We start from the raw sequence: 21,746 nt of genomic DNA, 5'->3' as shown, positions 1-21,746 counted from the left end.
GAAACCTAGAGGCGCAAAAGGAGTTGGGTGAGCATGCGCTGGGCGGGGTCGTCCAGGTCGATCCCGGACACCTCGCCGGCGCGGCGCACCCGGTAGCGGACCGTGTTCGGATGGATGTTCAGCTCGCGTGCCGCGCGCCGGACGTCCCCGAACGCGTCGAGGTAGGCGAGCACGGCGGGCACGAGGATGCCGCCGTGCTCGGCGTCGTGCGCGATCAGTCCGGTCAGCCGCGGATCGCGGATCCTCGGCTGCTCGCCGAGGAACGCGAGCACCTCCGAGAGCAGGACTTCGGCGCGGACGTCGGCCAGCGAGGCGACGTCCGCGGTCTCGTGCCCGCGCGCCATCGTCGCCAGCACGCGGTCCGCGTCGCCGCGTGAGGCCGCCGCGTCCGAGAGCCGGGGCACGACACCGCCCAGCGCCGCGCGCACCCGGACGTCGAGATGCCGTTGCGCGGTACCGACGATTTCCTTGGCCAGCGCCAGGATCCGCGCTTCGGCGTGTTCGGGGAGGTCGGGAAGGAGCGCGTAGACCCGGCCGCCGATCACGCTCACCAGCGCGCTCCGCCGGTACGCGGCGGTGTGCACGGTGATCAGGTGCACCAGCTCGGCGCGCCGCAGCTGCCGGTCGGTCGCGGCCCGGTCGCGGGGGAGCGAGAACGCCAGCACCATGGCGGGTTTCCCGGGATCCGCGCCGATGTCGTCGGCGACGGACTCGGCGTCGACGCGTCCGTCGAGCAGGCCCGCCAGCAGGTCCTCGCGCAGCCGGAGCTCGGGGCTGGGCAGCGTCCGGTGGCGGATCAGCTGCGGTGCCAGCGCCCGGCTCGCGCCGAGCAGCGCGACCTCCGCGCTTTCGGTGAGCGGATGCGCGCCCTCCTGGACCCAGATCGTGCCCAGCGGCTGCGATCCGGCGTGGATCCCGGCCGCGATCCGCCGCCGGATGCCGAGATCGGGCCGCTCGTCGATGCGGACGATGCCTTCACCGGCGCGAAGCCGCTGGTAGACACCCCATTCGCGCAGCATCGCGAGATACCGCTCCGGGCCTTCGCGGCCGAGGATCGAGAGCCGGCGCAGCTCGTCCACCTCGTCGCCCGCCCGCGAATAGGCCAGCACGCGGCTCGCGGTGTCCTCGATGCTGACCAGGCCGCCGGTCAGCGTCGCGATGGTCTGCGCGAGCAAGAACAGATCGCCCAGCACCTCGCCGCTGTCCGCCTCGCCACCCGTGCGCGCCGCGTCGACCACGCCCCTGGCCAGGGCTTCGACCTGCTCCCAGCGCGCCTCGTGGCCGACCTCGATCAGCGCGATCCCCGCGTCGGCCGCGACGTTCACGACGGCCGAGCCGTTCTTGACCGCCACGGCGGCCGCGCCGGACCGCCCCGCCGCCCGGATCGCGCCGGAGGCCGAGCGCCCGCGAGCGCCGATCACCAGGACGAGGTCACCCGGATGGGCGTCGGGCGGATCCTCCGGATCGTGGATGACGACGTCCTCCACCTGCACGCCGAGCCCGCCAGGGGCCGCGAGCATCCTGACCAGCGGTTCCCCGAGCGTGGCGAGGACATGCCGGAGCGAGGCGCCTGTGGTCGTATCCGTGGTCAGATCATCACCGGATTAAGCCGATCGGACAAGATGGTCACCCCGATTCTAGCCAGTCGAACAAGCCGTGGCGAAGCCGTCCGGTCTACCGTTCGGGGTGAGACCTCTATCCGGCGAAGTGAAGTCAGGAGCAGTCAGTGGACGCCGTGACCCAGACCCCCGCCCCGAAGAACGAGCCGGTGCTGAACTACGCGCCGGGCAGCGCTGAGCGCGCTGAACTCGAGGGCGCGCTCAAGTTGCTGGGCAACGCCGACCCCATCGACATCACCGCGACGATCGGTGGTGAGCAGCGCAAGGGCGGCGGCGAGAAGATCGAGGTCGTCCAGCCGCACAACCACAAGGCGGTGCTGGGCGTCATCCACAGCGCGACCGCGCAGGACACCCACGACGCGATCGCCGCCGCCAAGGCCGCCGCTCCCGGCTGGCGCGCGCTGTCCTTCGACGACCGCGCCGCCATCATCCTGCGCGCCGCCGACCTGCTCGCCGGCCCGTGGCGCGCCAAGCTGAACGCCGCCACCATGCTCGGCCAGTCGAAGACCGCCTTCCAGGCCGAGATCGACTCCGCCTGCGAGCTCATCGACTTCTGGCGCTTCAACGTCGCGTTCGGCCGTCAGATCCTCGCCGAGCAGCCGGTCAGCTCGCCCGGCATCTGGAACCGGATGGAGCACCGCCCGCTCGAGGGCTTCGTGTACGCCATCACGCCGTTCAACTTCACCGCGATCTCCGGCAACCTGCCGACCGCGCCCGCGCTGATGGGCAACGTCGTGCTGTGGAAGCCGTCGCCGACGCAGAGCTACGCCGCGCACATGCTGATGCGGCTGCTCGAAGAGGCGGGTATGCCGCCGGGCGTCATCAACCTGCTCCCGGGTGACGGCAAGGCCGTCTCCGAGGTCGCCCTGACCCACCGCGACCTGGCCGGGATCCACTTCACCGGTTCCACCGCGACCTTCCAGCACCTGTGGGCCACCGTGGGCGCCAACATCTCCGGCTACCGCACGTACCCGCGCCTGGTCGGCGAGACCGGCGGCAAGGACTTCGTGCTCGCGCACGCCTCCGCCGACGTCGACGTCCTGCGCACCGCGCTGATCCGCGGCGCCTTCGAGTACCAGGGCCAGAAGTGCTCGGCCGCGTCCCGCGCCTACGTCCCGCGTTCGCTCTGGGCGAGCCTGAAGGACGAGCTGGTCTCCGAGACCGAGGCCATCACCTACGGCGACGTCAACGACCTGGACAACTTCGGTGGCGCCGTGATCGACCGCCGCGCCTTCGACAAGCACGCCGCCGTGCTGAAGAGCGCGGCCGAAGACGCCGAGATCGAGGTCATCGCCGGTGGCACCGCCGACGACAGCGTCGGCTACTTCGTGCGCCCGACGATCCTGGTGTCGGACAACCCGGACCACGAGATCTTCCGCACCGAGTACTTCGGCCCGATCCTCGCGCTGCACGTGTACGAGGACGAGGACTTCGACAAGGTGCTGAAGCTGGTCGACGAGACCGCCGACTACGCGCTCACCGGTGCGGTCATCGCGAACGACCGCACCGCCGTGGCGAAGGCGTCCGAGGCGCTGCGTTTCGCCGCCGGCAACTTCTACGTCAACGACAAGCCGACCGGTGCGGTCGTCGGCCAGCAGCCCTTCGGCGGCGGTCGCGCGTCCGGCACCAACGACAAGGCCGGTTCGGTGTTCAACCTGCTCCGCTGGACGAGCCCGCGCTCGGTCAAGGAGACCTTCGTCCCGCCCACCAGCGTCCGTTACCCCCACCAGGGCTGAGAACCAGGAGTTCGTGATGTTGCGTGCCCCGTTGCTCGCCGCCGCTCGATCCCAGCGGATGCGCAAGCTGGTCGAGGTCGTCCCCGCCACCCGATCGGTGGTCAGCCGGTTCGTCGCCGGCGCGAAGACGCCCGACGCCGCCCGGGTGGTCCGCGAACTGGCCGACGACGGCCTCCGGGTCACCCTCGACCACCTCGGCGAGGACACCGCCGACGCCGAGCAGGCCGCGACCACGGTCCGCGCCTACGAGGAACTGCTGACCGCGCTGGCGGCCGACGGCCTCGCGTTCGGTGCGGACGTGTCGGTGAAGCTGTCCGCGGTGGGCCAGTCCCTGCCCGCCGACGGCGAGAAGGTCGCGCTGGAGAACGCCCGCAAGATCTGCGCGGCGGCCGAAGCGGTCGGTGCCACGGTGACCCTCGACATGGAGGACCACACCACCACCGACTCGACGCTGGGCATCCTCAAGGAACTGCGCACCGAGTACCCGTGGGTCGGCGCGGTGCTGCAGGCATACCTGCGGCGGACCGAGCAGGACTGCCGTGACCTGGCGGTCGAGGGGTCGCGCGTCCGGCTGTGCAAGGGTGCCTACGCCGAACCCGAGGAGGTCGCGTTCCAGGACAAGTCCGAAGTGGACAAGTCCTACGTGCGCTGCCTGAAGATCCTCATGCAGGGCAAGGGTTATCCGATGGTCGCCTCGCACGACCCCCGGATGATCGCGATCGCCGAGAAGCTCGCGGCGGACGCGGGCCGCAAGGCGGACGATCACGAATTCCAGATGCTGTACGGGATCCGTCCCGAAGAGCAGCGCCGGATCGCGGGCGACGGCAAGACGATGCGCGTCTACGTCCCCTACGGCGACGAATGGTACGGCTATTTCATGCGCAGGCTGGCGGAACGCCCGGCGAACCTGGCGTTCTTCCTGCGCGGACTCGCCACCAGGGGCTGACCCGGTCCCGAGTGGCACTGTTCCGCTGAAAGACAAAGGCGCCCTTCCCGGCGAAACCCGCCGGGAAGGGCGCCTTCTCCATACTCGTCAGGCCTCCTGGGCCTCTTCCTTGAGCTTGTCCATGTCGATGTCGCGCGCCTGCTGGATGAGGTCTTCGAGCGTCTTCTCCGGCAGCGCGCCCGGCTGGGCGTAGATCACCGTCTTGTCGCGGATGACCGCGAGGGTGGGGATCGAGCGCACGTCGAAGGCGGCGGCCAGCTGCTGCTCGGCCTCGGTGTCGACGCTCGCGAACACGATGTCGTCGTGGTTCTCCGACACCTTCTCGTACGTCGGCGCGAACTGACGGCACGGCATGCACCAGCCCGCCCAGAAGTCGATGATGACGAAGTCGTTCTCGGAAACGACCTGGTCGAAGTTGGCGGCGGTCAGCTCCACAGTGCTCATGCCCGGCGTAACGAATCGGGCGGGACGCGCATTCCCGCGAGTGCGCGTAGCGTCTCGGATGGAGCAACCCACGTTTCGCGGGAGGTGCGTATGGCCGACGGGGACATCCTCAGCCGGATCGACGAGCTGGTCAGCGAGGAGCACGAACTCCGTTCGCGGGCGATCGGCACCGGGCTCAGCTCGGACGACCGGTCCCGCCTGGCGAGCGTGGGGCAGCAGCTGGACCAGTGCTGGGACCTGCTGCGGCAGCGGCGGGCGCGGGTGGAGTTCGACGACGACCCGGATCAGGCCACGGCGCGGCCGGTTTCCGAGGTGGAGTCCTACCGGCAGTAGCCCTTTTGGTCCCGGCTGACGCCATGAACGGTCCGTTCCTTGCAAAATTTGCAAGGAACGGACCGTTCATGGCACGCGGGTGGGAAGTGTGGGGCGGGTGAGGTTGCGAAAGCCACTTTCGCAACCTTCAACGTTGCGAAAGTGGCTTTCGCAAGGCGCGCTGGCCCGAGGGACGCCATGCTCGGCGGGGCGCGGGATGCTCGCTGGAGTCGCACCAGAAGTGTCATGAAAGGGTCGTTCAGGACGAAAAACGTCCTGAACGACCCTTTCATGACATTTCGCGAGGCGACGCAGGCGGCGGGAAGTCAGGCCGGGCACAGAGTCCCGTCGACGGGCACCTTCCCGTCGATCAGGAACGCCCGCGTCGCGTCCGCGACGCACGGCGAGAGGCTCAGCGCGCCGTGTCCGGCACCCTGCCAGGTGATCGTGACCGCGCTCGGCATCTGGTCGGCGGCCCGGCCGGTGCCCTGTTCGGGGGTGACCGGGTCGGTCGCCGTGCCCGCGACGAGCATCGGCGGCGCCCCCGGTGCGCCCGCGGGCGGGAGCGGTTCGCGGCGCACGGGCCACGGGCTGCACCAGGCCAGTTGCTGCGCGGCGAAGACGCCGAACTGCGGGTACTTGTCGCGCAGTGTCGTGGCCGCGCGCGTGAGCTCCTCGGCCGAGAGCCGGCTCGCGCTGTCGTTGCATTTGGTCGCGAGCGTGCCGTCCAGCCGCGAAGGCCGCGCCCGGGAGTCCTTCAGCACCGGTTCGGCGAACGCGGCCAGCGGGGTGACGTCGCCGGTCTGCGCGGTCTTGAGCGCTTCGGCGAGTTCCACCCAGCGTGAGCGCTGCGCGAGCCCGGAGTAGATGGCGTACAACGCGATCCCCGGCGTGATCTCCGCGCCGTCGGTGGTCGTCGCGGAGGCGGAACGGAGCCGGTCCGCGACGGCGGTCACGGCGGAGCGGGCGTCGCCGATCGGGCAGCCCCTCGCGATGCAGTCGGCTCCGAAAGCGTCGAGGGTGGCCTGCGCGCTCGCGGCGACCGATTCCTGCACGGCCGTCGCGTCGGGGGCGGGGTCGGGCAGCCCGTCGAGCATCACCCGGCCGACCTGTGCCGGGTACCGCACGGCGTACTCGGCGAGGACCTTCGAACCGTCGCCGCGGCCCAGCGCGTGCAGCTTGTCCATGCCCAGTTGTTCACGGAGTTCTTCGAGGTCGCCCGCGGCCCGCCAGCTGTCCATCGCGAACTGCGAGTCGTCCAGTTCGATGGCGCACTGCTGGCCCGCCTTGCGGGCCGCGTCGACGACGCTTTCGAGGTCGGCGGCCGCCGGGTCGCCGCCCAGCAGTTCGGTGCGGATCTCCGCCGGGATGCACTGCACCGGCGCGGACGATCCGGTCCCTCGCCGGTCCACCCCGATCAGGGAGAACTTCTGCAGGAACTCGGGCGGCAGCGTCGTGGCCAGCCGCGCGGCGTACAGCGAACCCGGCTCACCGTCGACGTCGTTGACCACGACGAGCGGGATCGGCCCGCCGCCGGTCTTGACCACCGACAGCCGTGAGAGCCCGCGCCCGGGCAGGTCCGGCGCGTCGAGCGTGGTGGCCACCCTGGCGCAGGAGAACTTCAGCGTGTCCGGCACGGACGGCTGCCCCAGCCGCTGCCTGGTCGCTTCGTCGCAGTCCTCCCATTTGATCGACGGCGACCGGGGTTCGGCCAGCGGCGGCAGCGGCACCTGCTGCGCCGTCGTCTGGCCGCCGGGCTCCGGCTTTCCGTCGTTGTCGATCACCGCGGGCCGGACCGACGGCCCGGCGGTGCAGCCCGCGAGCACGGCCGCCACCACGGTGGTCGTCAGGATCAGCCGTGGCGTGCGGCGGGCGGTGCTCACGGGCTGGTCCTCACTTCCAAGGCATGACAAAGCTCGGGACAGAGCTTCGCAGGTCGGATGTCAGGACACGGTTAGCGGGTGCGTTTCACCTCGCCGCGGAACACCGCGTCCAGGTCGTAGCGGGCCACCTCGTCGAGCTGGGCGTAGGTGCAGGAGTCCGGCTCGCGGTCGGGGCGCCAGCGTTTGAACTGGGCGGTGTGGCGGAACCGCGACGGATATCCGCCTTCTGTGTGTTCGTAGCCGACCTCGACCACCTTCTCCAGCTTCAGGGGCACCCACGGGGCTTCCTTGGCCTTCCACCGGGTGATCCCGCCGGGGATCCGCTGGTGCTCCCGCACGTTGTCACCCAGCCAGGGGTGATCGGCCCCGTCGGTGATCAGCGGCGCCAGCTCCTCGGCCAGTTCACGCCGCCGGGTGACCGGGAACGAGCCGACGACACCGGGATGGTGCAGCACGCCGTTCTCGTCGTAGAGCCCGAGCAGGAACGAGCCGACCAGCTCGCCCGGTTCGCCGTCGACGTGCCACCGCAGCCCCGCGAGCACGCAGTCGGCGGTACGCGAATGCTTGTACTTCAGCAGCACCCGTTTGCCGGGCGTGTAGGGCTCGTCGAGCGGTTTGCCGATGACGCCGTCGAGCCCGGCGCCCTCGAACAGCTCGAACCAGTGCCGCGCGATCGCCGGATCCGCGGTGGCCGGGGTCAGGTGGATGCCGTCGGAGGCGAGCTTCTCCAGCCGTTCCCGCCGCTTCGACGTGGGTTCGTCCAGAAAGGACTCGTCGCCGAGCGCCAGCAGGTCGAACGCGACGAACTCCGCCGGGGTCTGCTCCGCCAGCAGCTTGATGCGGCTTTCGGCGGGGTGGACCCGGTCGGTGAGCGCGTCGAAGTCCAGCTTCCCGCCCCGGGCGACCACCAGTTCGCCGTCCAGCACGATCCGCTCGGGCAGCGCAGCCTTCAAGCGCTCGACGACTTCGGGGAAGTAGCGGTTCAGCGGCTTCTCCGACCGCGACTGCAGGGTCAGCTCGTCGCCGTCGCGGAACACCAGGCAGCGGTAGCCGTCCCATTTGGGCTCGAACAGCAGCCCGCCGGAATCGGGGATCGCCTTCGCCGGTTTGGCGAGCATCGGTTTGACCGGCGGCGTCAAGGGAAGCGACATGACGGCCATTCTTGCCGCACCGGCGCGGTCAGCGCACCCGTTGCGGTGCCGTCGTGTCGAGTTCGATCCGGACGGCGGTCGGCAGGACGTCCACTCCCAGCGACTCCCGCGCACGGGCCAGCACGGTGTGGTCGAGCTGCTCCCAGACCCGTTTCAGGTCGGTGCCCTCGACGAGCCAGAGCGTGATGCGCAGCGCCGGGTTCTCCTTGTCGCCGACCGCGCGGACCCGGGCGCGCCCGACCCCGTCGACCGTCTCGGCGTCGAGGCGGACGGCCTCGGAGATCGCCGAGGAGGTCACCACGAGATCGTCGTCGAGTTCGAGGTCCGGGCGGCCTTCCGGGCGCAGTGACCGGAAGAACCACCACAGGCCCAGCCACAGCAGGACGACACCGAGCACGATCGCGCCGATGCGGGCGGCGAGCGCGTGCCCCGACAGCCAATCGAGGGCGATCGGGTCCACGAGCGGCCGGCCCGCGCGGTACGTGCCGAGCCAGCCCGCGCCGACCACCAGCGCCGCTGCCCCGCCGAGCAGCGCGAGGAGTCCGATGAGGACGGTCAGCGTCCGTTCCGTGCCGGTGGACCGGCCGAGTGCCTTGGCGGAGACCGAACGGGTCATCGGCGGTCCTTCGGGGAGTCGACGACGACCGACACCTTCGGCCGCCGTACCAGCGGGACGTCGTCGAGCAGACCGGACACCGTCTCCAGCAGCCGCGGCCGCAGCTCGCCTTCGGTTTCCAGCCTGCTCGTCGCGCGGACGCGGATCTTCTTGGCGGTGGCCGTGACCTTCGCGCCCACGACGTTGTCCTGCGCGCGCACCGTCACCCCGATGAGCCTGGCCAGCGAACGCGGCGACGTGGTCACGCTGACCTCGTTCGCCGGATCGGTCAGCCGGATGGCGCGCCGCCCGGCCGAGGCGGCCGCCAGGATCAGCAGCAGCCCGGCGACCGCGACGGCGATGGAGAGATACCGGACTTCGGGGGTGTTCCAGGACAGTTCCGCGAGCCTGTCGCGCCAGTCGTCCCACGGCACGAACAGCGGCCCGCGTCCCGGCCGCCACCAGCCCCAGCCGACCTCCAGCGCCAGCAGGACCCCGGCGGCGGCCAGTGCCAGCCCGAGCAGGGCCGACAGCAGGCGGACGAACAAACGCATGCGGGTGCTCCTTTTAGCGGACGCGGGGTGCGATGTCGGGCAGGAGCGCGGAGACCGTCACCGAGATGTCCCGCACCTGGTACGAGGTGATCCGTTCGACCTCCTCGGTGACCTTGGCGCGCAGGTCGCCGACGATCCGCCGCACCGGCGCCGGGTAGTTCAGCGCGACGTCGAGCACGAGATCGACGTCGTTGCCCTCGCCGCCGACCTTCGCGCTCGCACCGTGTGTCCCCAGCCCGAGCCCGGCGATCCGCCGCTCGGCGCGCGTGGTCCCGTCGACCTGGTCCGCGGCGTGCTGCGCGATCTTGCGGACCACGGACGGCGCGATGGTGAGGGTGCCGCGGTCCTCCGGTTCGGCCGGGAGGGTCATTTGTCGCGGCCCCGGCCGAACAGGTCGCCGAGGTCGAGTTCGCCGTCGAGCACGCGGCCGAGGACGAGGCCGATGACGCCGACGGCCAGTGTCACCAGGAACGCGGTGAAGCCCTGGGTCGCGGCGAGGCCGAGGATGAGGCCGGCGAGCAGGCCGGTCTGGGTCCCGTTCATCACTCCACCCGCGAGGTCTCGGTCTCGCCGCCGTTCTCGTCCGGCAGGTGGATGTCGTTGACCGCGATGTTGACCTCGATCACCTCGAGGCCGGTGATCTGCTCGACCTGGCCGATCACGTTGCGGCGCACCGCGCGCGCGACGTCGACGATGCGGGCGCCGTACTCGACGACCACGTCGAGGTCGATCGCCGCCTGCTTCTCGCCGACCTCGACCGAGACACCGGACGTGGTGACGGTCCCGGAGCCGGGGATGCGCTCGCGGATCGCGCCGAAGGCCCGCGAGACGCCGCCGCCCAGCGCGTGGATCCCGGTCACCTCGCGGGTGGCGAGTCCGGCCACCTTCTGCACCACCACCGACGAGATCGTGGTCTTGCCGGCGGCTCCTTCCTCGTTGAGGGACGCCCCGGTGACCGGGGTGTCGGGCTTGCTCGCGCTCGGCTGCGCCATGAAGTTCGCTCCTTCTCGGCCTGTACCGCGCGACCTGCGCGCGCGGCGGTCCCTACGCTCTCACCGACCTGGACACACGCGCACGCCGAGCCGTCACGCTTCATCCCCCGGATGGAGTAATCAGTTGCGGTTCAGTCCGGGTGGACGTCGACGACGTGGACGTTGATCGTGGGCGGGGCCGAACCGAGCTGGCCGGACAGCGCCGCGCCGACCCGGTGCCGCAACAGCTCCGCGACGGCCGCCTCGACGCCGAACCGGATCGTCACCAGCACCTGGAGCACGTCCTCTTCGAGTGCGACGGCCGAGACGTGGACGCCGCCGAGTTCGCGGCCGATTTCGGCGGCGAGGCTCCTGGTCATCAGCACCAGTGCCCGCTCCGACACCTGGGTCTTCCCGCCCGAGGACGGCAGGTCGAGCGGCGCGGTCGTGTGCCCGCCCCGGACGCCGCTGACCGAACGGAGCACCCGTTCGACGAGTCCCGGCGGCGTCGGTACCGGACGGCTCGCGGCGGCGCGTACCTGCTGCCACCGGGGGTCGTCGCGCGGATCCTCGCTCATCACCGTTCCCCGGGTCGGAAGTTGTCGCCGAGTTTCGCCAGCAGCGCCACCCGCGCGCGGTGCAGGCGGGCGCGCAGGGCGGGCACGCTGACTTCCAGCACCTCGGCCACCTCGTCGTAGGTCAACCCTTCGAATTCTCGCAGAATCAGCGGGATCCGCTGGCCGACGTCGAGTTCGGCGATCGCGCGCAGCACCGTGCCGACCTGTTCGGCGCTCACCACGTACCCCTCCGGACCAGGCACGACACCCGCGTCGCCCTCGTCGAGCGGCACCGTCGGTTTCCGGCGGCGGACCACGCCGAGTGCGCCGTTCGTCGTCACCCGGTAGAGCCAGGTCGACACCGCGGATTCGAACCGGAAGCCGGGCAAAGCGCGCCACGCGGAGAGCCAGGCCTCCTGGACGACGTCCTCGGCCTCCGACGAGCTGCCGGTGATCCGCAGCGCCACCCGGTACATCCTGGCCGTGTGCCGCCGGACCAGGAGGTCGAAGGCACCGTGGTCCCCGGCGGCGGCCCGGGTCGCCAGTTCCTCGTCCGGAACCGGCGCGGCCTCGTTCACCCGCTCTCCCGGCGGCGGTAGCGCAGCATGGTGAAACCGTCTTCGAAGAGCACGGACGCGAGGTCCATCCGTCGTGGTTCCGGGGACGGGCGGCCGTCGGCGATCCGGCGTTCGCCCGCGCCGGCCAGCAGCGGGGCGACGGTCAGGCACAGCTGGTCGACGAGGTCGGCCGCGATCAGGTCGGCGAACAGCGCCGGCCCGCCCTCGCAGTCGATCCGGCGCAGCCCGCGTTCGTCCAGCAGCGCGAGCGCGCGGTGCAGGTCGACGTCTTCGGTCCCCGCGACGAGCACCTCGGCGCCCGCGCGTTCCAGCGCTGTCCGGGGCGCCTTCCCGGTGGTGATGACGATCGGCGGCACCTTGGTGTCGGTGAACAACGGGCCTTCGGGGTCGAGTTCACCGGAACGGGTCACCACCGCGATCGGCGGCACCTCGGACAGCCCGAGCGCGACGCGGCGGGCGGCGCGTTCGGGAGTGACCCGCGCGCCGCGGTAGCCCTCGGCGCGCGCCGTGCCGGCGCCGACCAGGATCACGTCGGAAAGCAGCCGCCCCATCAGGAAGATCCGCTTGTCGGCGGGGGAGGACAACCCCTCGGACAGCTCGTCGACCGCCACCGCGCCGTCGGCGGAGCTGACGAAATTGACCTGGACCCAGGGCCGGGTCAGGCCTTCCGGATAGCCGTAGAGCCGTTCGAGGTCGCCGTCGGAGACGGGTTCCGCCGGTGTCGTTGGCCACAAAAGCTGCACACCGCCATCCCAGCACGCGCCCGACGGCACCGCTGAGCGGGGGATACGCCCGGTCAGGGAGAGTGAACCCGCGACGACGGTGCCGTTACGCTCGGCGAATGCCCGCCCGCCTGATCGATCGCCGTCCGGAGCTGTCCGCCGACGAGCTGATCACCGCGCTCGTCCCGCCGCCGAGGTTCGACGCGGTCCGGTTCTCCACCTACGTGCCCAACCCGGACGAGCCGAGCCAGGCACAGGCCGTCGTCGACTGCGGCGCGTTCGCGAAGCGCGTGGCGGAGGCCTCGAACCGGAAGCCGAAGTCGAAGCTGCGCGCGTTGTTCGGCGGCGGGGACGAGGCGCCGTCCGGGCCGATGGGGCTCTACCTCGACGGCGGATTCGGCGTCGGCAAGACGCACCTGCTCGCCTCGACGTGGCACGAGACGCCGTCGCCCAAGGCGTACGGGACCTTCGTGGAGCTGACGCACCTCGTCGGCGCGCTGGGGTTCGCCGAGGCGGTGCGGCGGCTGTCGGAGCACCGGTTCCTGGCGATCGACGAGTTCGAACTCGACGACCCCGGCGACACCATGCTCGTCACGCGGCTGCTGCAGGAGCTGATCTCGGCCGGGGTGTTCGTCGCGGCGACCTCCAACACGCTGCCGGACAAACTCGGCGAGGGCCGGTTCGCCGCCGCGGACTTCCTGCGCGAGATCCAGTCGCTGTCCGCCCGGTTCGGCGTCTGCCGTGTGGACGGTCCGGACTACCGCCACCGCGGCCTGCCGGACGCGCCGCCGCCGGCGAGCGCCGAAGAGCTGGAAGCCTCCGCCGCCGCGCATCCGGCGTCCACTGTGGACGATTTCGACGCGCTGTGCGAGCACCTCGGCAAGCTGCACCCTTCGCGCTACGGAAGGCTTCTCGACGGCGTGACCCGGGTGCACCTGCGCGACATCCACCCGGTGCCCGACCAGAACGTCGGGCTGCGGCTGGTCGCCTTCGCCGACCGGCTCTACGACCGTGCGATCCCGCTGGTGGTCTCGGGAGAGCCCGTGCCCGAACTGTTCACCGAAGAGATGGTGAACGGCGGCTACCGCAAGAAGTACCTGCGCGCCGTCAGCCGTCTGACGGCACTGGCGCGCGACGCCGTGCAGCCCAGGTGAGCAGGACCCACGTGGCGCACACGGTCGCGACGGCGAACAGCGTGCCGCCCACGACGTCGGTCAGGTAGTGGTAGCCGAGGCCGATCATGCCGATCGTCACGCCGCACAGCGCCACCGCGCCCACCGTCGCGATGACCGCCTTCGCGACACCGGGGCGGGCGAGCAGGACGAGCACGGTCAGCACGGCGACCAGCGCGACGGTGTGCCCGCTGGGGTAGGCGAGGTAGGTGTACTTCCAGCGGCCGAAGAGCGGCTTGAGCACCCAGGTGTTCGCGAGGATCGCGACGAGCGGGCCCACGATGGTCAGCACCGCTTCGAGCCTGCGGCCGCCGATCAGGCACAGGACGGCGGCGAGCACCGCGACCGGGATCAGGACGTAGGCCTCGGTCGGCAGCACCAGTAGCCGCAGCAGGTCGGTGCCGGGGCCGAAGGCGCGCTCCACCCATCGCACGGCGAGCTCGTCCGGACCGGAGACACCTTCGCCGGACACCAGCACGCCGAGCACGACCATGATCACGGCACAGGTCACCGCGACCAGCCCGTACGGCGCTCTTCCGCTCATCCGGGGAGATTACGTGACGGGCGATCAGTCACCATGCAGGGACGGCTCGCGAGGACGAAGGGGGCTTTCGATGCGGATCAGTGTGGTCGGCGGCGGGGTGATCGGGCTGAGCTGCGCGCACCGGCTGGCGGGCGCCGGGCACGACGTCACGGTGCTCACCGACGCCGGACCGGGGGAGACGACGTCGGCGGTCGCGGGTGGCGTGCTGTTCCCGCCGCTGGCGGCGAACTCCGACCGGGTCGACCGCTGGACCGCGACGAGCGTCGAGGAGTACCGCACCCTCGGGGCCCCCGGCGTCCGCATGCTCCGGGGGACCTACGTCGTCCCGCGCGAGGCGGCGCTGCCGTCGTGGGCGCTGTCCATGCCCGGCCTCGACCACGAACCCGGACGGCTCAGCTTCACCACCGCGGTGGTCGACACCCCGGTGTACCTCGACTGGCTCGCCGGCGAAGTCGCCGCGTTGGGCGTCCGGACCGAGCACCGCACCGTGTCACGGTTGGACGACCTCGACGCGGATCTCGTGGTGAACGCCGCCGGGCTCGGCGGGGGGCGGTTGGCAGGGGACGGCACCGTGGTGCCGGTCGGCGGCCAGGTCGTCCACCTCGCCGATCCGGGACTGACCGAATGGATCGTCGACGGCTCGACTCCGGTGCTGCGGCACGTGATCCCGCACGGCCGCCATGTCGTCTGCGGCGGCACGCAGGAGCCCGGCCGCGATTCGGTCGAACCGGACCCCGGTGTGACCGCCGACATCGTGCGGCGGTGCCGGGAACTCGTGCCCGCGCTGGCCGACGCGCCCGTGCTGGGCGCGAAGGTCGGCTTGCGGCCGTTCCGGCCCGAGGTGCGGCTGGAGCGGGACGGCCGCGTCGTGCACTGCTACGGGCACGGGGGCGCGGGGATCACCGTCGCCTGGGGCTGCGCCGACGACGTCCTGGCCCTGGTGTGAGGTCCCGCATTCAGAGGACTAAATGCGGCAGACGCGGCGTGAGCGAAGGCGTGACTCGCGTGATCAGGGACGTGACTCGCGTGATTGGAGGCCGCACTCGTGTGTTCCGCCGCTGATCACGCGAGTTCCGTCTTCGATCACGCGAGGGCGGCCGATCGGTCCAGGTGGTCGTGAGTGGCGTTTCGGGTTAGAACCCGAAACGCCACTCACGACCACCGTGAGGAGCCGCGCGAAGGTGCCGGATCGGTTGTTCCCCGGCCGCCAACCTGCCGCATTCAGAGGACTAAATGCGGCGGGGGGTCAGAGGGCGGCAAAGGCCTCGAAGTCCGCTTCGGTCTGATCCGCGTACCGCATGGCGTAGGCGCCGATGGCCTCATCGAGGTCTTCGTCGTCCTCGAAGTACCCTGCCAGCATCCGGGGATGCAGTGACCGCGCGTGCGCCCGCGCCAGCAACGCGCCGGCCAGGCGGCCGTAGTCGTCGAGGTGGTCCTTCTTCAGCTCCGCCGGGTCGATGTCACCCTTGAGATTCCGGAACTGCCGCACGATGTACGGCACGCCGTCGATGGTCGTCCAGCCGAGCAGGATGTCCGTCTCGGCCTGCACGAGCCGCGCGCCTTCGACGATCCGGCGGCCCTCGTGCTCCGGGGCGGGCAGGCCGAGGAACGGCGCGAGCGCCGACGGGTTCGCCTGCTTCACCTGCAGGACAAGGTCTTCGCCGGAGTTCCCGTGCAGCAGCGCCACATAGCTGCGCAGCCCGACACTCCCGGTGCCGACCACCCGGAAAGCCACATCGGACACCCGGTACCGCGAGAGCAGCGTCCGCCGCGATTCACGCAGCGTGTCCACATAGGACACCAGTCCGGTCACGACGGCTTCGGCGGTCGCGTCGTCGACGTGCGTGAGCACGGGCGGGTCTTCGACGAAACGGTGCCGTTCGAGGCCGGTCTCGTGGTCGTCGATCCGCCTGGTCCACTTCGCGGTGACCTTGGCACTGGTGTTCTTCCGCGCCTTTTCGGCCGCTTCCTCGAAGTCGTCGATCAGATCGTGCGCGCGCACCTTGCTCAGCACCGACGCGTCCGGCAACGCGTTCCACGACCGCAGGAACGGCAGCTCCGCCAGCCCCCGGATGGTGCGCCGGTACGACTTCACCGCGTCTTCGGCGGCTTCACGACAGCCCGATTCGCCGATGCCGCCCTCACGCCCGGCAAGGACGAGGCTCGCGGCGAGCCGTTTGAGATCCCACTCCCACGGGCCGGGCACCGATTCGTCGAAATCGTTGATGTCCATGACGATCTGGCCTTCGGGCGTGCCGTACAGCCCGAAGTTCGCGGCGTGCGCGTCGCCGCAGAGCTGCGCCGTCAGCCCGGACGACGGCGAGCCTGCCAGATCGGCGGCCATCAGCCCGGCGGCCCCGCGATAGAAGGTGAACGGCGACGCGAGCATGCGCTCGCGCCGCAGTTCCACCAGCTCCGGCAGACGGCCTTCGTTCGTGCGCGCGAAGAACTCCGCCACGCTCGGCCGTCCTTCGCCCGCCGCCGCGTGATCGTGCGCGGACGTCGGCGCCTCGGCCCGCAGCGCCTTGCCCCTGGCGGACCAGTCCTCCGGCGACACCGTCTCGGTGCCGACCAGCGGCCGCTCCACCCACTCCCGCTCTTCTCCCATGGACAGGCAACGTACAACCCGTCCGAAAGGTTCACCGCGTCTTGACGACCTCCGTGATGGCGTCGATACCGCGGTCGAGCTCCTCACGGCTGATCACCAGCGGCGGCGCGATCCGCAGCGTGTGGTCGTGCGTCTCCTTGCACAGCACGCCGCGTTCGGCCAGCGCCGTCGACGCCTCGCGCCCGGTCGGCCCGCCAGGGGCGATGTCGATGCCCGCCCACAGCCCGCGTCCGCGAACCTCGGCGAGGCCGTTCCCGACCAGTTCGCCGAGCCGCGAGTGCAGGTGAGCGCCCAGTTCCCGCGAGCGCTCCTGGAACTCGCCGGTCTTGAGCAGACCGACCACGGCGCGGCCGATCGCGCACGCGACCGGGTTCCCGCCGAAGGTGGAGCCGTGCTCACCCGGCCGCAGCACGCCGAGCACGTCCTTGCCGCCGACGACCGCGGACACCGGCATGATGCCGCCGCCGAGCGCCTTGCCCAGCGTGTAGACGTCGGCGCGGACGCCCTCGTGGTCGAGCGCGAGGACGGTGCCGGTGCGGGCGAGCCCGGACTGGATCTCGTCGGCGATCAGCAGGACGTTGTGCTCGTCGCACAGCCGCCGCGCCTCGGCGAAGTACCCGGCGGGCGGCACGATGACGCCCGCCTCGCCCTGCACCGGCTCCAGCAGGATCGCGGCGGTGCGCTCGGTGATGGCGTCGCGCAGCGCTTCGGCGTCGCCGTACTTGACCGTGACGAAGCCGGGCGTGAACGGGCCGAAGTCGGCGCGCGCGGTCTCGTCGGTGGAGAAGGACACGATGGTCGTCGTCCGGCCGTGGAAGTTGGAACCCGCGACGATGATCTCCGCCGTCCCGTCAGGGACGCCCTTGACCCGGTACGCCCACTTCCGGGCGATCTTCACCGCGGACTCGACGGCTTCGGCGCCGGAGTTCATCGGCAGGGTCATCTCGGTACCGGCCAGCTCGGCGAGCTCCCGGCAGAACAGCCCGAGCTGGTCGTGGTGGAAGGCGCGCGAGGTCAGCGTCACCCGGCCGAACTGCTCGACCGCGGCCGCGATGAGCCCGGGGTGGCGATGCCCGAAGTTCAGCGCCGAGTAACCGGAGAGGAAATCGAGGTAGGTCTTGCCCTCGACGTCGGTGACCGAGGCGCCTTCGGCGGTGGCGATCACCACGGGCAGGGGGTGGTAGTTGTGCGTGCTCCACTGCTCGTCGAGCGCGATGAAGTCGGCGGTCGTCATGCGTTCAGGTTAGATGTCCATCCGGCTGCTTTCATCCGGGAAACGTTGCTTTGACCCGTTGTTCGTTGCGTATCGACTCCATCGAGTGGCGAAATCGTGCAGCGGCGTACTCGATCACCGGAGGCGCCGGGCCCGGACCGCGGTTATCGTCGCCGGATGGCGAAAAAGGACACCGTCTTCGTCCGGGACACGCTGAGGATCGGCAAGGGCGTCGAGCGGCACCATCCGGGCTCGTTCCCGATCGGGCCGACCAAGAAGCCCAAGGGGCTCAAAGACCTCGCGGACGCCGGAGGCAGGCTCGCCGAGCTGCAGGAGGCGTTGTACGCGGAGGGCGTCGGCGGTGGGAACCGCAGCCTCCTGCTGGTCCTGCAGGGGATGGACACCTCCGGCAAGGGCGGAACCGTGGGCCACGTCCTCGGTCTGGTCAACCCGATGGGCGTGCGGTACGCCGGGTTCAAGGCACCGACCGCGACCGAGCGGCGCCACCACTACCTGTGGCGGATCCGCAAACAGCTCCCGTCGCCGGGGCAGATCGGTGTCTTCGACCGCTCCCACTACGAGGACATCCTGGTACCGCGCGTCCAGAAGCTGGTGCCCGCGGCGGAATGGCGCAAACGCTACGCCGAGATCAACGCGTTCGAGAAGGAGCTGACCGAGGCGGGCACGACCATCGTGAAGGTCTTCCTCGACATCTCGCCGGAGGAGCAGCTGAAGCGGCTCAGGGCGAGGCTGGAGACCCCGGCGAAGTGGTGGAAGTACAACCCGGCCGACCTCGACGCGCGGGCACAGTGGAACGACTACCAGAAGGCCTACGCCGACATCTTCGCCAAGACCTCCACGGCGGGCGCGCCCTGGTACGCCGTCCCGGCCGACCGCAAGTGGTACCGCAACTGGCTGGTCGCGCGGCTGCTGATCGAGACGATCGAGGGGATGGACCCGAAGTTCCCGCCCGCCGACTTCGACCCGGAGACGGAACTGAAGAAGCTCGAAGGCGTTGGCGTCTCCGGTTGATCGTCTGAGAGAGTGCGGGCGTGACCGACATCAGCCTCGAAGATCTCCCGTTCCTCCGCCGCCAGGCCCGCACCCAGCGCTTCACCCTCGGCGCGCCCAAAGAGTTCAAGGTCTCCCCGGACGGCTCCCGCATCCTGTTCCTGCGGTCCGAGTCCGGGACGGACCCGCGGCACAGCCTGTGGTCGTTCGACGTCGCGTCGGGCGAGGAGACGAAGCTGGTCGACGCGGCCGAGCTGCTGCCCGGTGAAGAGGACCTGCCGCCGGAGGAGCGCGCCCGCCGCGAGCGCAGCCGGGAGACCGGCGGCGGCGTGGTCGGCTACGCGGTCGACGACGCCTTCACCGTCGCCGCGTTCTCGCTCTCGGGCAAGCTCCACACCCTCGACCTGGCCACCGGCGAGGTCGCAGTGCTGGTCGACGGTTCGGTCGTCGACCCGCGGCCCAGCCCGGACGGCACGCACGTCGCCTATGTCCGCGACCGCCGCCTGCGGGTGATCGACCGGGCGACCGGCGAGGACCGCGTGCTCGTCGAGGAGGCGGGCGACGACATCGCCTGGGGTCTCGCGGAGTTCATCGCGGCCGAGGAGATGGGCCGCACTCGCGGGTACTGGTGGTCGCCGGACGGGAAGAGCGTGCTCGCCGAGCGGTCCGACCGGGCCGCCGTGCCGCGCTGGACGATCGCCGACCCGGCCAACCCGCAGTCGGCGGCCAACGTCGTCGCGTATCCGGCCGCGGGCTCCACGAACGCGGACGTGACGCTGGCCGTCCTCGGCCTCGACGGCTCCCGCGTCGACGTGGAGAAGACCGATTGGGAGTACCTGGCCGCGGTGCACTGGTCCGCCGCGGGCAAGCCGCTGCTGTCGGTCCAGTCGCGTGATCAGCGGAAGCTGGAGATCCAGGCGGTCGAGCCGTCGACCGGCGCGGTCGAGGTGCTGCACACCGAGACCGACGAGGACTGGGTCGAGCTCGCCGCGGGTGTCCCGGCGTGGACCTCCGACGGCCGCCTGGTGCGCGAGAGCGCCGCCGACGGCGACCACCGGCTGGTCGTCGACGGCGTGGCCGTCACCCCGCCGGGACTGCAGGTGCGCTCGGTCCTGCACGTCGGCGACGAGGTGCTGTTCAGCGCGTCGGAGGCCGACCCGACGCAGATCCACGTCTTCCGCACCGAGGGCGGCGAGCTCCGCCGTCTGTCCACTGAGGACGGTGTGCACGTCGGCTCCGGGAACGCTTCGCTGACCGTGCTCTCGTCGTGGACCCTGGAGCGCAGTGGCCCGGTCGTGACCGTCGTGTCCGGCGAGAAGACCGTGGCGCGCATCGGTTCCTACACCGTCGACCCCGACGTCGTGCCGAACCTGACCTGGCTGACGCTGGGGGAGCGGGGCCTGCGTGCCGCGCTGGTGCTGCCGACCGGGTACGAGGAGAGCGAGGGCAAGCTCCCGGTGCTGCTCGACCCGTACGGTGGCCCGCACGCCCAGCGTGTCCTGCAGACCCGGAACGCCTTCCTGACGCCGCAGTGGCTGGCGGACCAGGGTTTCGCCGTGCTGGTCGCCGACGGGCGCGGGACGCCCGGCCGGGGTTCGGCCTGGGAGAAGGAGATCGCGGGCAAACTCGCCGACGTCACCCTCGCCGACCAGGTCGACGCCCTGCACGCGGCGGCCGCGCTCCATCCGGAACTGGATCTGGAACGGGTCGCGATCCGCGGCTGGTCCTACGGCGGCTATCTGTCCGCGCTGGCCGTGCTGCGGCGTCCCGACGTCTTCCACGCCGGTGTCGCGGGTGCCCCGGTGACCGACTGGTCGCTGTACGACACGCACTACACCGAGCGGTACCTCGGGCTGCCACAGGAGGAAACGGCGGCGTACGAGCACAACTCGCTGATCGCCGGCGCCGGTGACCTCTCGAGGGCCTTGCTGATCGTGCACGGACTGGCCGACGACAACGTTTTCGTCGCCCACTCGTTGCGCCTGTCGTCGGCCTTGCTGGCCAAGGGACGCGCGCACGTGTTCCTGCCGCTGGCCGGCGCGACGCATATGACGCCGCAGGCCGAAGAGGTCGCGGAGAACCTGATGCGCACGCAGGTGGACTGGATCGTGCGTGAGCTGTCCGGTGCCGCGGTCAAGAGCGAGGAGAACGCATGAAACGGTGGGGCATCACCATTCCGCTGACCGGGGTGCCGCTCGTGGCGCACGAGGAGATGGTGCGGGAGCTGCCGGATCTCGGCTACACCGACGCGTGGTCGGCCGAGACGGCGGGCCACGACGCCTTCACCCCGCTGGTGCTGGCTTCGCAATGGGCGCCGCAGCTGCGGCTGGGCACCGCGATCGTGCCGGTGTACACGCGCGGGCCAGGACTGCTGGCGATGAGCGCGGCGACCGTCGCGGAACTCGCGCCCGGCCGGTTCGTGCTCGGCATCGGCGCGTCGTCGCCGGTGATCGTGAAGAACTGGAACGCCGCCGAGTTCGAAGCGCCGTTCGCGCGCTCGCGGGACACCCTGCGCTTCCTGCGTTCCGCGCTGGCGGGGGAGAAGGTCACCGAGGAGTACGAATCGTTCTCCGTCAGCAAGTTCCGGCTGGAGCGGCCCGCCGACCCGCCGCCGTCGATCATGCTCGCCGCGCTGCGGCCGGGGATGCTGCGGCTGGCCGCGAAGGAGGCCGACGGCGCCATCACGAACTGGCTCGCCGCCTCCGACGTGCCGAAGGTGCGGGCGGAGATCGGGCCGGACGTCGAACTGGCGGCGCGGATCTTCGTGTGTCCCACCGAGGACAAGAACGCCGCGCGCGGGCTCGGGCGGATGCTCATCTCGAGCTACCTGACCGTGCCGGTGTACGCCGCGTTCCACGAATGGCTCGGCCGGGGCGACGCGCTCGCGCCGATGCACGAGGCGTGGGCGGCGGGCGACCGGCAGAAGGCGAACCAGGTCATCCCGGACGAGGTCGTCGACGACCTGATCGTGCACGGCAGCCTCGAATCCTGCCGCGAGCAGGTGCAGTCCTATGTGGACAACGGGTTGACGACGCCGATCATCGCGTTGTTGCCGACGGGGGAGGATCCCTTCGCGCACGTGCGGGGTCTCGCTCCGCGCTGACGCGTGTCATGAAAGGGTCGTTCAGGA

The 21,746-nt window shown here is 70.9% G+C and carries 23 protein-coding genes; 8 read left to right on the top strand and 15 right to left on the bottom strand.

Going from position 1 to position 21,746, the window contains the following annotated elements; all coding sequences use genetic code 11:
- Positions 1-5 precede the first annotated feature (5 nt).
- Positions 6-1,520, bottom strand: coding sequence for a PucR family transcriptional regulator (locus tag AVR91_RS31100; RefSeq protein ID WP_063274469.1), 1,515 nt, complete (start codon positions 1,518-1,520; stop codon positions 6-8).
- A 206-nt stretch (positions 1,521-1,726) separates the two neighbouring features.
- On the opposite strand from AVR91_RS31100, the gene pruA reads away from it, so the two are divergent.
- Together pruA and AVR91_RS31090 are read left to right on the top strand one after the other, a co-directional pair.
- Complete coding sequence (pruA, locus tag AVR91_RS31095; protein WP_063274468.1) at positions 1,727-3,355, top strand: L-glutamate gamma-semialdehyde dehydrogenase; 1,629 nt, start codon at positions 1,727-1,729, stop codon at positions 3,353-3,355.
- A 16-nt stretch (positions 3,356-3,371) separates the two neighbouring features.
- Entirely contained in the window at positions 3,372-4,301 is a 930-nt protein-coding gene (locus AVR91_RS31090) for a proline dehydrogenase family protein (RefSeq protein ID WP_063274467.1), read from the top strand.
- A gap of 87 nt (positions 4,302-4,388) precedes the next feature.
- Here AVR91_RS31090 and trxA read toward each other — a convergent pair whose 3' ends face one another.
- Positions 4,389-4,745, bottom strand: coding sequence for a thioredoxin (gene trxA / locus AVR91_RS31085; RefSeq protein ID WP_007033511.1), 357 nt, complete (start codon positions 4,743-4,745; stop codon positions 4,389-4,391).
- A gap of 90 nt (positions 4,746-4,835) precedes the next feature.
- Here trxA and AVR91_RS31080 point away from each other — a divergent pair, with 90 nt between their 5' ends.
- Complete coding sequence (locus AVR91_RS31080) at positions 4,836-5,078, top strand: DUF2630 family protein (RefSeq protein WP_063274466.1); 243 nt, start codon at positions 4,836-4,838, stop codon at positions 5,076-5,078.
- A 305-nt stretch (positions 5,079-5,383) separates the two neighbouring features.
- Here the strand turns inward: AVR91_RS31080 and AVR91_RS31075 are convergent, their stop codons facing one another.
- From AVR91_RS31075 to AVR91_RS31035, 10 genes are all read right to left on the bottom strand, one after another.
- Positions 5,384-6,940, bottom strand: a complete 1,557-nt coding sequence (locus AVR91_RS31075; protein ID WP_063273689.1) for an alpha/beta hydrolase — start codon at positions 6,938-6,940, stop codon at positions 5,384-5,386.
- Between the two features lie 71 nt (positions 6,941-7,011).
- Positions 7,012-8,091 carry an ATP-dependent DNA ligase gene (locus AVR91_RS31070; RefSeq protein WP_063273690.1) on the bottom strand — a complete coding sequence of 360 codons (1,080 nt, stop codon included), beginning with the start codon at positions 8,089-8,091 and terminating at the stop codon, positions 7,012-7,014.
- A gap of 28 nt (positions 8,092-8,119) precedes the next feature.
- Positions 8,120-8,707: an alkaline shock response membrane anchor protein AmaP gene (gene amaP / locus AVR91_RS31065; RefSeq protein ID WP_063273688.1), complete on the bottom strand. Its 588-nt coding sequence runs from the start codon at positions 8,705-8,707 to the stop codon at positions 8,120-8,122.
- Entirely contained in the window at positions 8,704-9,240 is a 537-nt protein-coding gene (locus AVR91_RS31060; protein ID WP_076857474.1) for a DUF6286 domain-containing protein, read from the bottom strand. The genes amaP and AVR91_RS31060 overlap by 4 nt, the downstream gene beginning before the upstream one ends.
- Positions 9,241-9,253: 13 nt before the next feature.
- Positions 9,254-9,610 carry an Asp23/Gls24 family envelope stress response protein gene (locus AVR91_RS31055; protein WP_016333019.1) on the bottom strand — a complete coding sequence of 119 codons (357 nt, stop codon included), beginning with the start codon at positions 9,608-9,610 and terminating at the stop codon, positions 9,254-9,256.
- Positions 9,607-9,783, bottom strand: a complete 177-nt coding sequence (locus AVR91_RS42930; protein WP_005157087.1) for a hypothetical protein — start codon at positions 9,781-9,783, stop codon at positions 9,607-9,609. Before AVR91_RS42930 ends, AVR91_RS31055 begins: the two co-directional genes overlap by 4 nt.
- The gene (locus tag AVR91_RS31050) at positions 9,783-10,232 is read right to left on the bottom strand and encodes an Asp23/Gls24 family envelope stress response protein (RefSeq protein ID WP_063273575.1); all 450 of its coding nucleotides are present in this window, start codon (positions 10,230-10,232) and stop codon (positions 9,783-9,785) included. Before AVR91_RS31050 ends, AVR91_RS42930 begins: the two co-directional genes overlap by 1 nt.
- Before the next feature lie 131 nt (positions 10,233-10,363).
- A complete protein-coding gene (locus AVR91_RS31045) occupies positions 10,364-10,789 on the bottom strand; it encodes a hypothetical protein (RefSeq protein WP_063273576.1) in 426 nt (141 codons plus the stop codon).
- Positions 10,789-11,346 (bottom strand): RNA polymerase sigma factor, encoded by a 558-nt coding sequence (locus tag AVR91_RS31040; RefSeq protein ID WP_063273577.1) that lies wholly within the window; start codon positions 11,344-11,346, stop codon positions 10,789-10,791. Before AVR91_RS31040 ends, AVR91_RS31045 begins: the two co-directional genes overlap by 1 nt.
- Complete coding sequence (locus AVR91_RS31035; protein WP_063273578.1) at positions 11,343-12,089, bottom strand: pyrimidine reductase family protein; 747 nt, start codon at positions 12,087-12,089, stop codon at positions 11,343-11,345. The genes AVR91_RS31040 and AVR91_RS31035 overlap by 4 nt, the downstream gene beginning before the upstream one ends.
- Before the next feature lie 98 nt (positions 12,090-12,187).
- On the opposite strand from AVR91_RS31035, the gene zapE reads away from it, so the two are divergent.
- Complete coding sequence (zapE, locus tag AVR91_RS31030) at positions 12,188-13,222, top strand: cell division protein ZapE (protein ID WP_063273579.1); 1,035 nt, start codon at positions 12,188-12,190, stop codon at positions 13,220-13,222.
- Here zapE and AVR91_RS31025 read toward each other — a convergent pair.
- Positions 13,176-13,784 carry a phosphatase PAP2 family protein gene (locus AVR91_RS31025; RefSeq protein WP_063273580.1) on the bottom strand — a complete coding sequence of 203 codons (609 nt, stop codon included), beginning with the start codon at positions 13,782-13,784 and terminating at the stop codon, positions 13,176-13,178. The genes zapE and AVR91_RS31025 overlap by 47 nt on opposite strands.
- A 70-nt stretch (positions 13,785-13,854) precedes the next feature.
- On the opposite strand from AVR91_RS31025, the gene AVR91_RS31020 reads away from it, so the two are divergent.
- Positions 13,855-14,730: an FAD-dependent oxidoreductase gene (locus AVR91_RS31020; protein WP_063273581.1), complete on the top strand. Its 876-nt coding sequence runs from the start codon at positions 13,855-13,857 to the stop codon at positions 14,728-14,730.
- Positions 14,731-15,030: 300 nt separating this feature from the next.
- Here AVR91_RS31020 and AVR91_RS31015 read toward each other — a convergent pair whose 3' ends face one another.
- Both AVR91_RS31015 and rocD read right to left on the bottom strand, forming a co-directional pair.
- Complete coding sequence (locus AVR91_RS31015; protein ID WP_063274245.1) at positions 15,031-16,392, bottom strand: DUF2252 domain-containing protein; 1,362 nt, start codon at positions 16,390-16,392, stop codon at positions 15,031-15,033.
- A 31-nt stretch (positions 16,393-16,423) separates the two neighbouring features.
- Entirely contained in the window at positions 16,424-17,626 is a 1,203-nt protein-coding gene (gene rocD / locus AVR91_RS31010) for an ornithine--oxo-acid transaminase (RefSeq protein WP_063274244.1), read from the bottom strand.
- A gap of 156 nt (positions 17,627-17,782) precedes the next feature.
- Here rocD and AVR91_RS31005 point away from each other — a divergent pair, with 156 nt between their 5' ends.
- Genes AVR91_RS31005 through AVR91_RS30995 form a run of 3 tightly spaced genes read left to right on the top strand, consistent with a single transcriptional unit; the run spans position 17,783 to position 21,719 of the window.
- A complete protein-coding gene (locus AVR91_RS31005; RefSeq protein WP_063274243.1) occupies positions 17,783-18,637 on the top strand; it encodes a PPK2 family polyphosphate kinase in 855 nt (284 codons plus the stop codon).
- A 20-nt stretch (positions 18,638-18,657) separates the two neighbouring features.
- Positions 18,658-20,772: a prolyl oligopeptidase family serine peptidase gene (locus tag AVR91_RS31000; protein ID WP_063274242.1), complete on the top strand. Its 2,115-nt coding sequence runs from the start codon at positions 18,658-18,660 to the stop codon at positions 20,770-20,772.
- Positions 20,769-21,719 (top strand): LLM class F420-dependent oxidoreductase, encoded by a 951-nt coding sequence (locus AVR91_RS30995; RefSeq protein ID WP_063274241.1) that lies wholly within the window; start codon positions 20,769-20,771, stop codon positions 21,717-21,719. The genes AVR91_RS31000 and AVR91_RS30995 overlap by 4 nt, the downstream gene beginning before the upstream one ends.
- Positions 21,720-21,746 lie beyond the last annotated feature (27 nt).

Origin of the sequence: Amycolatopsis keratiniphila subsp. keratiniphila, from assembly GCF_001620365.2 — a bacterium.
GTDB classification, from domain to species: Bacteria; Actinomycetota; Actinomycetes; order Mycobacteriales; family Pseudonocardiaceae; genus Amycolatopsis; species Amycolatopsis keratiniphila.
This window is presented reverse-complemented; position numbering and strand designations above follow the sequence as displayed.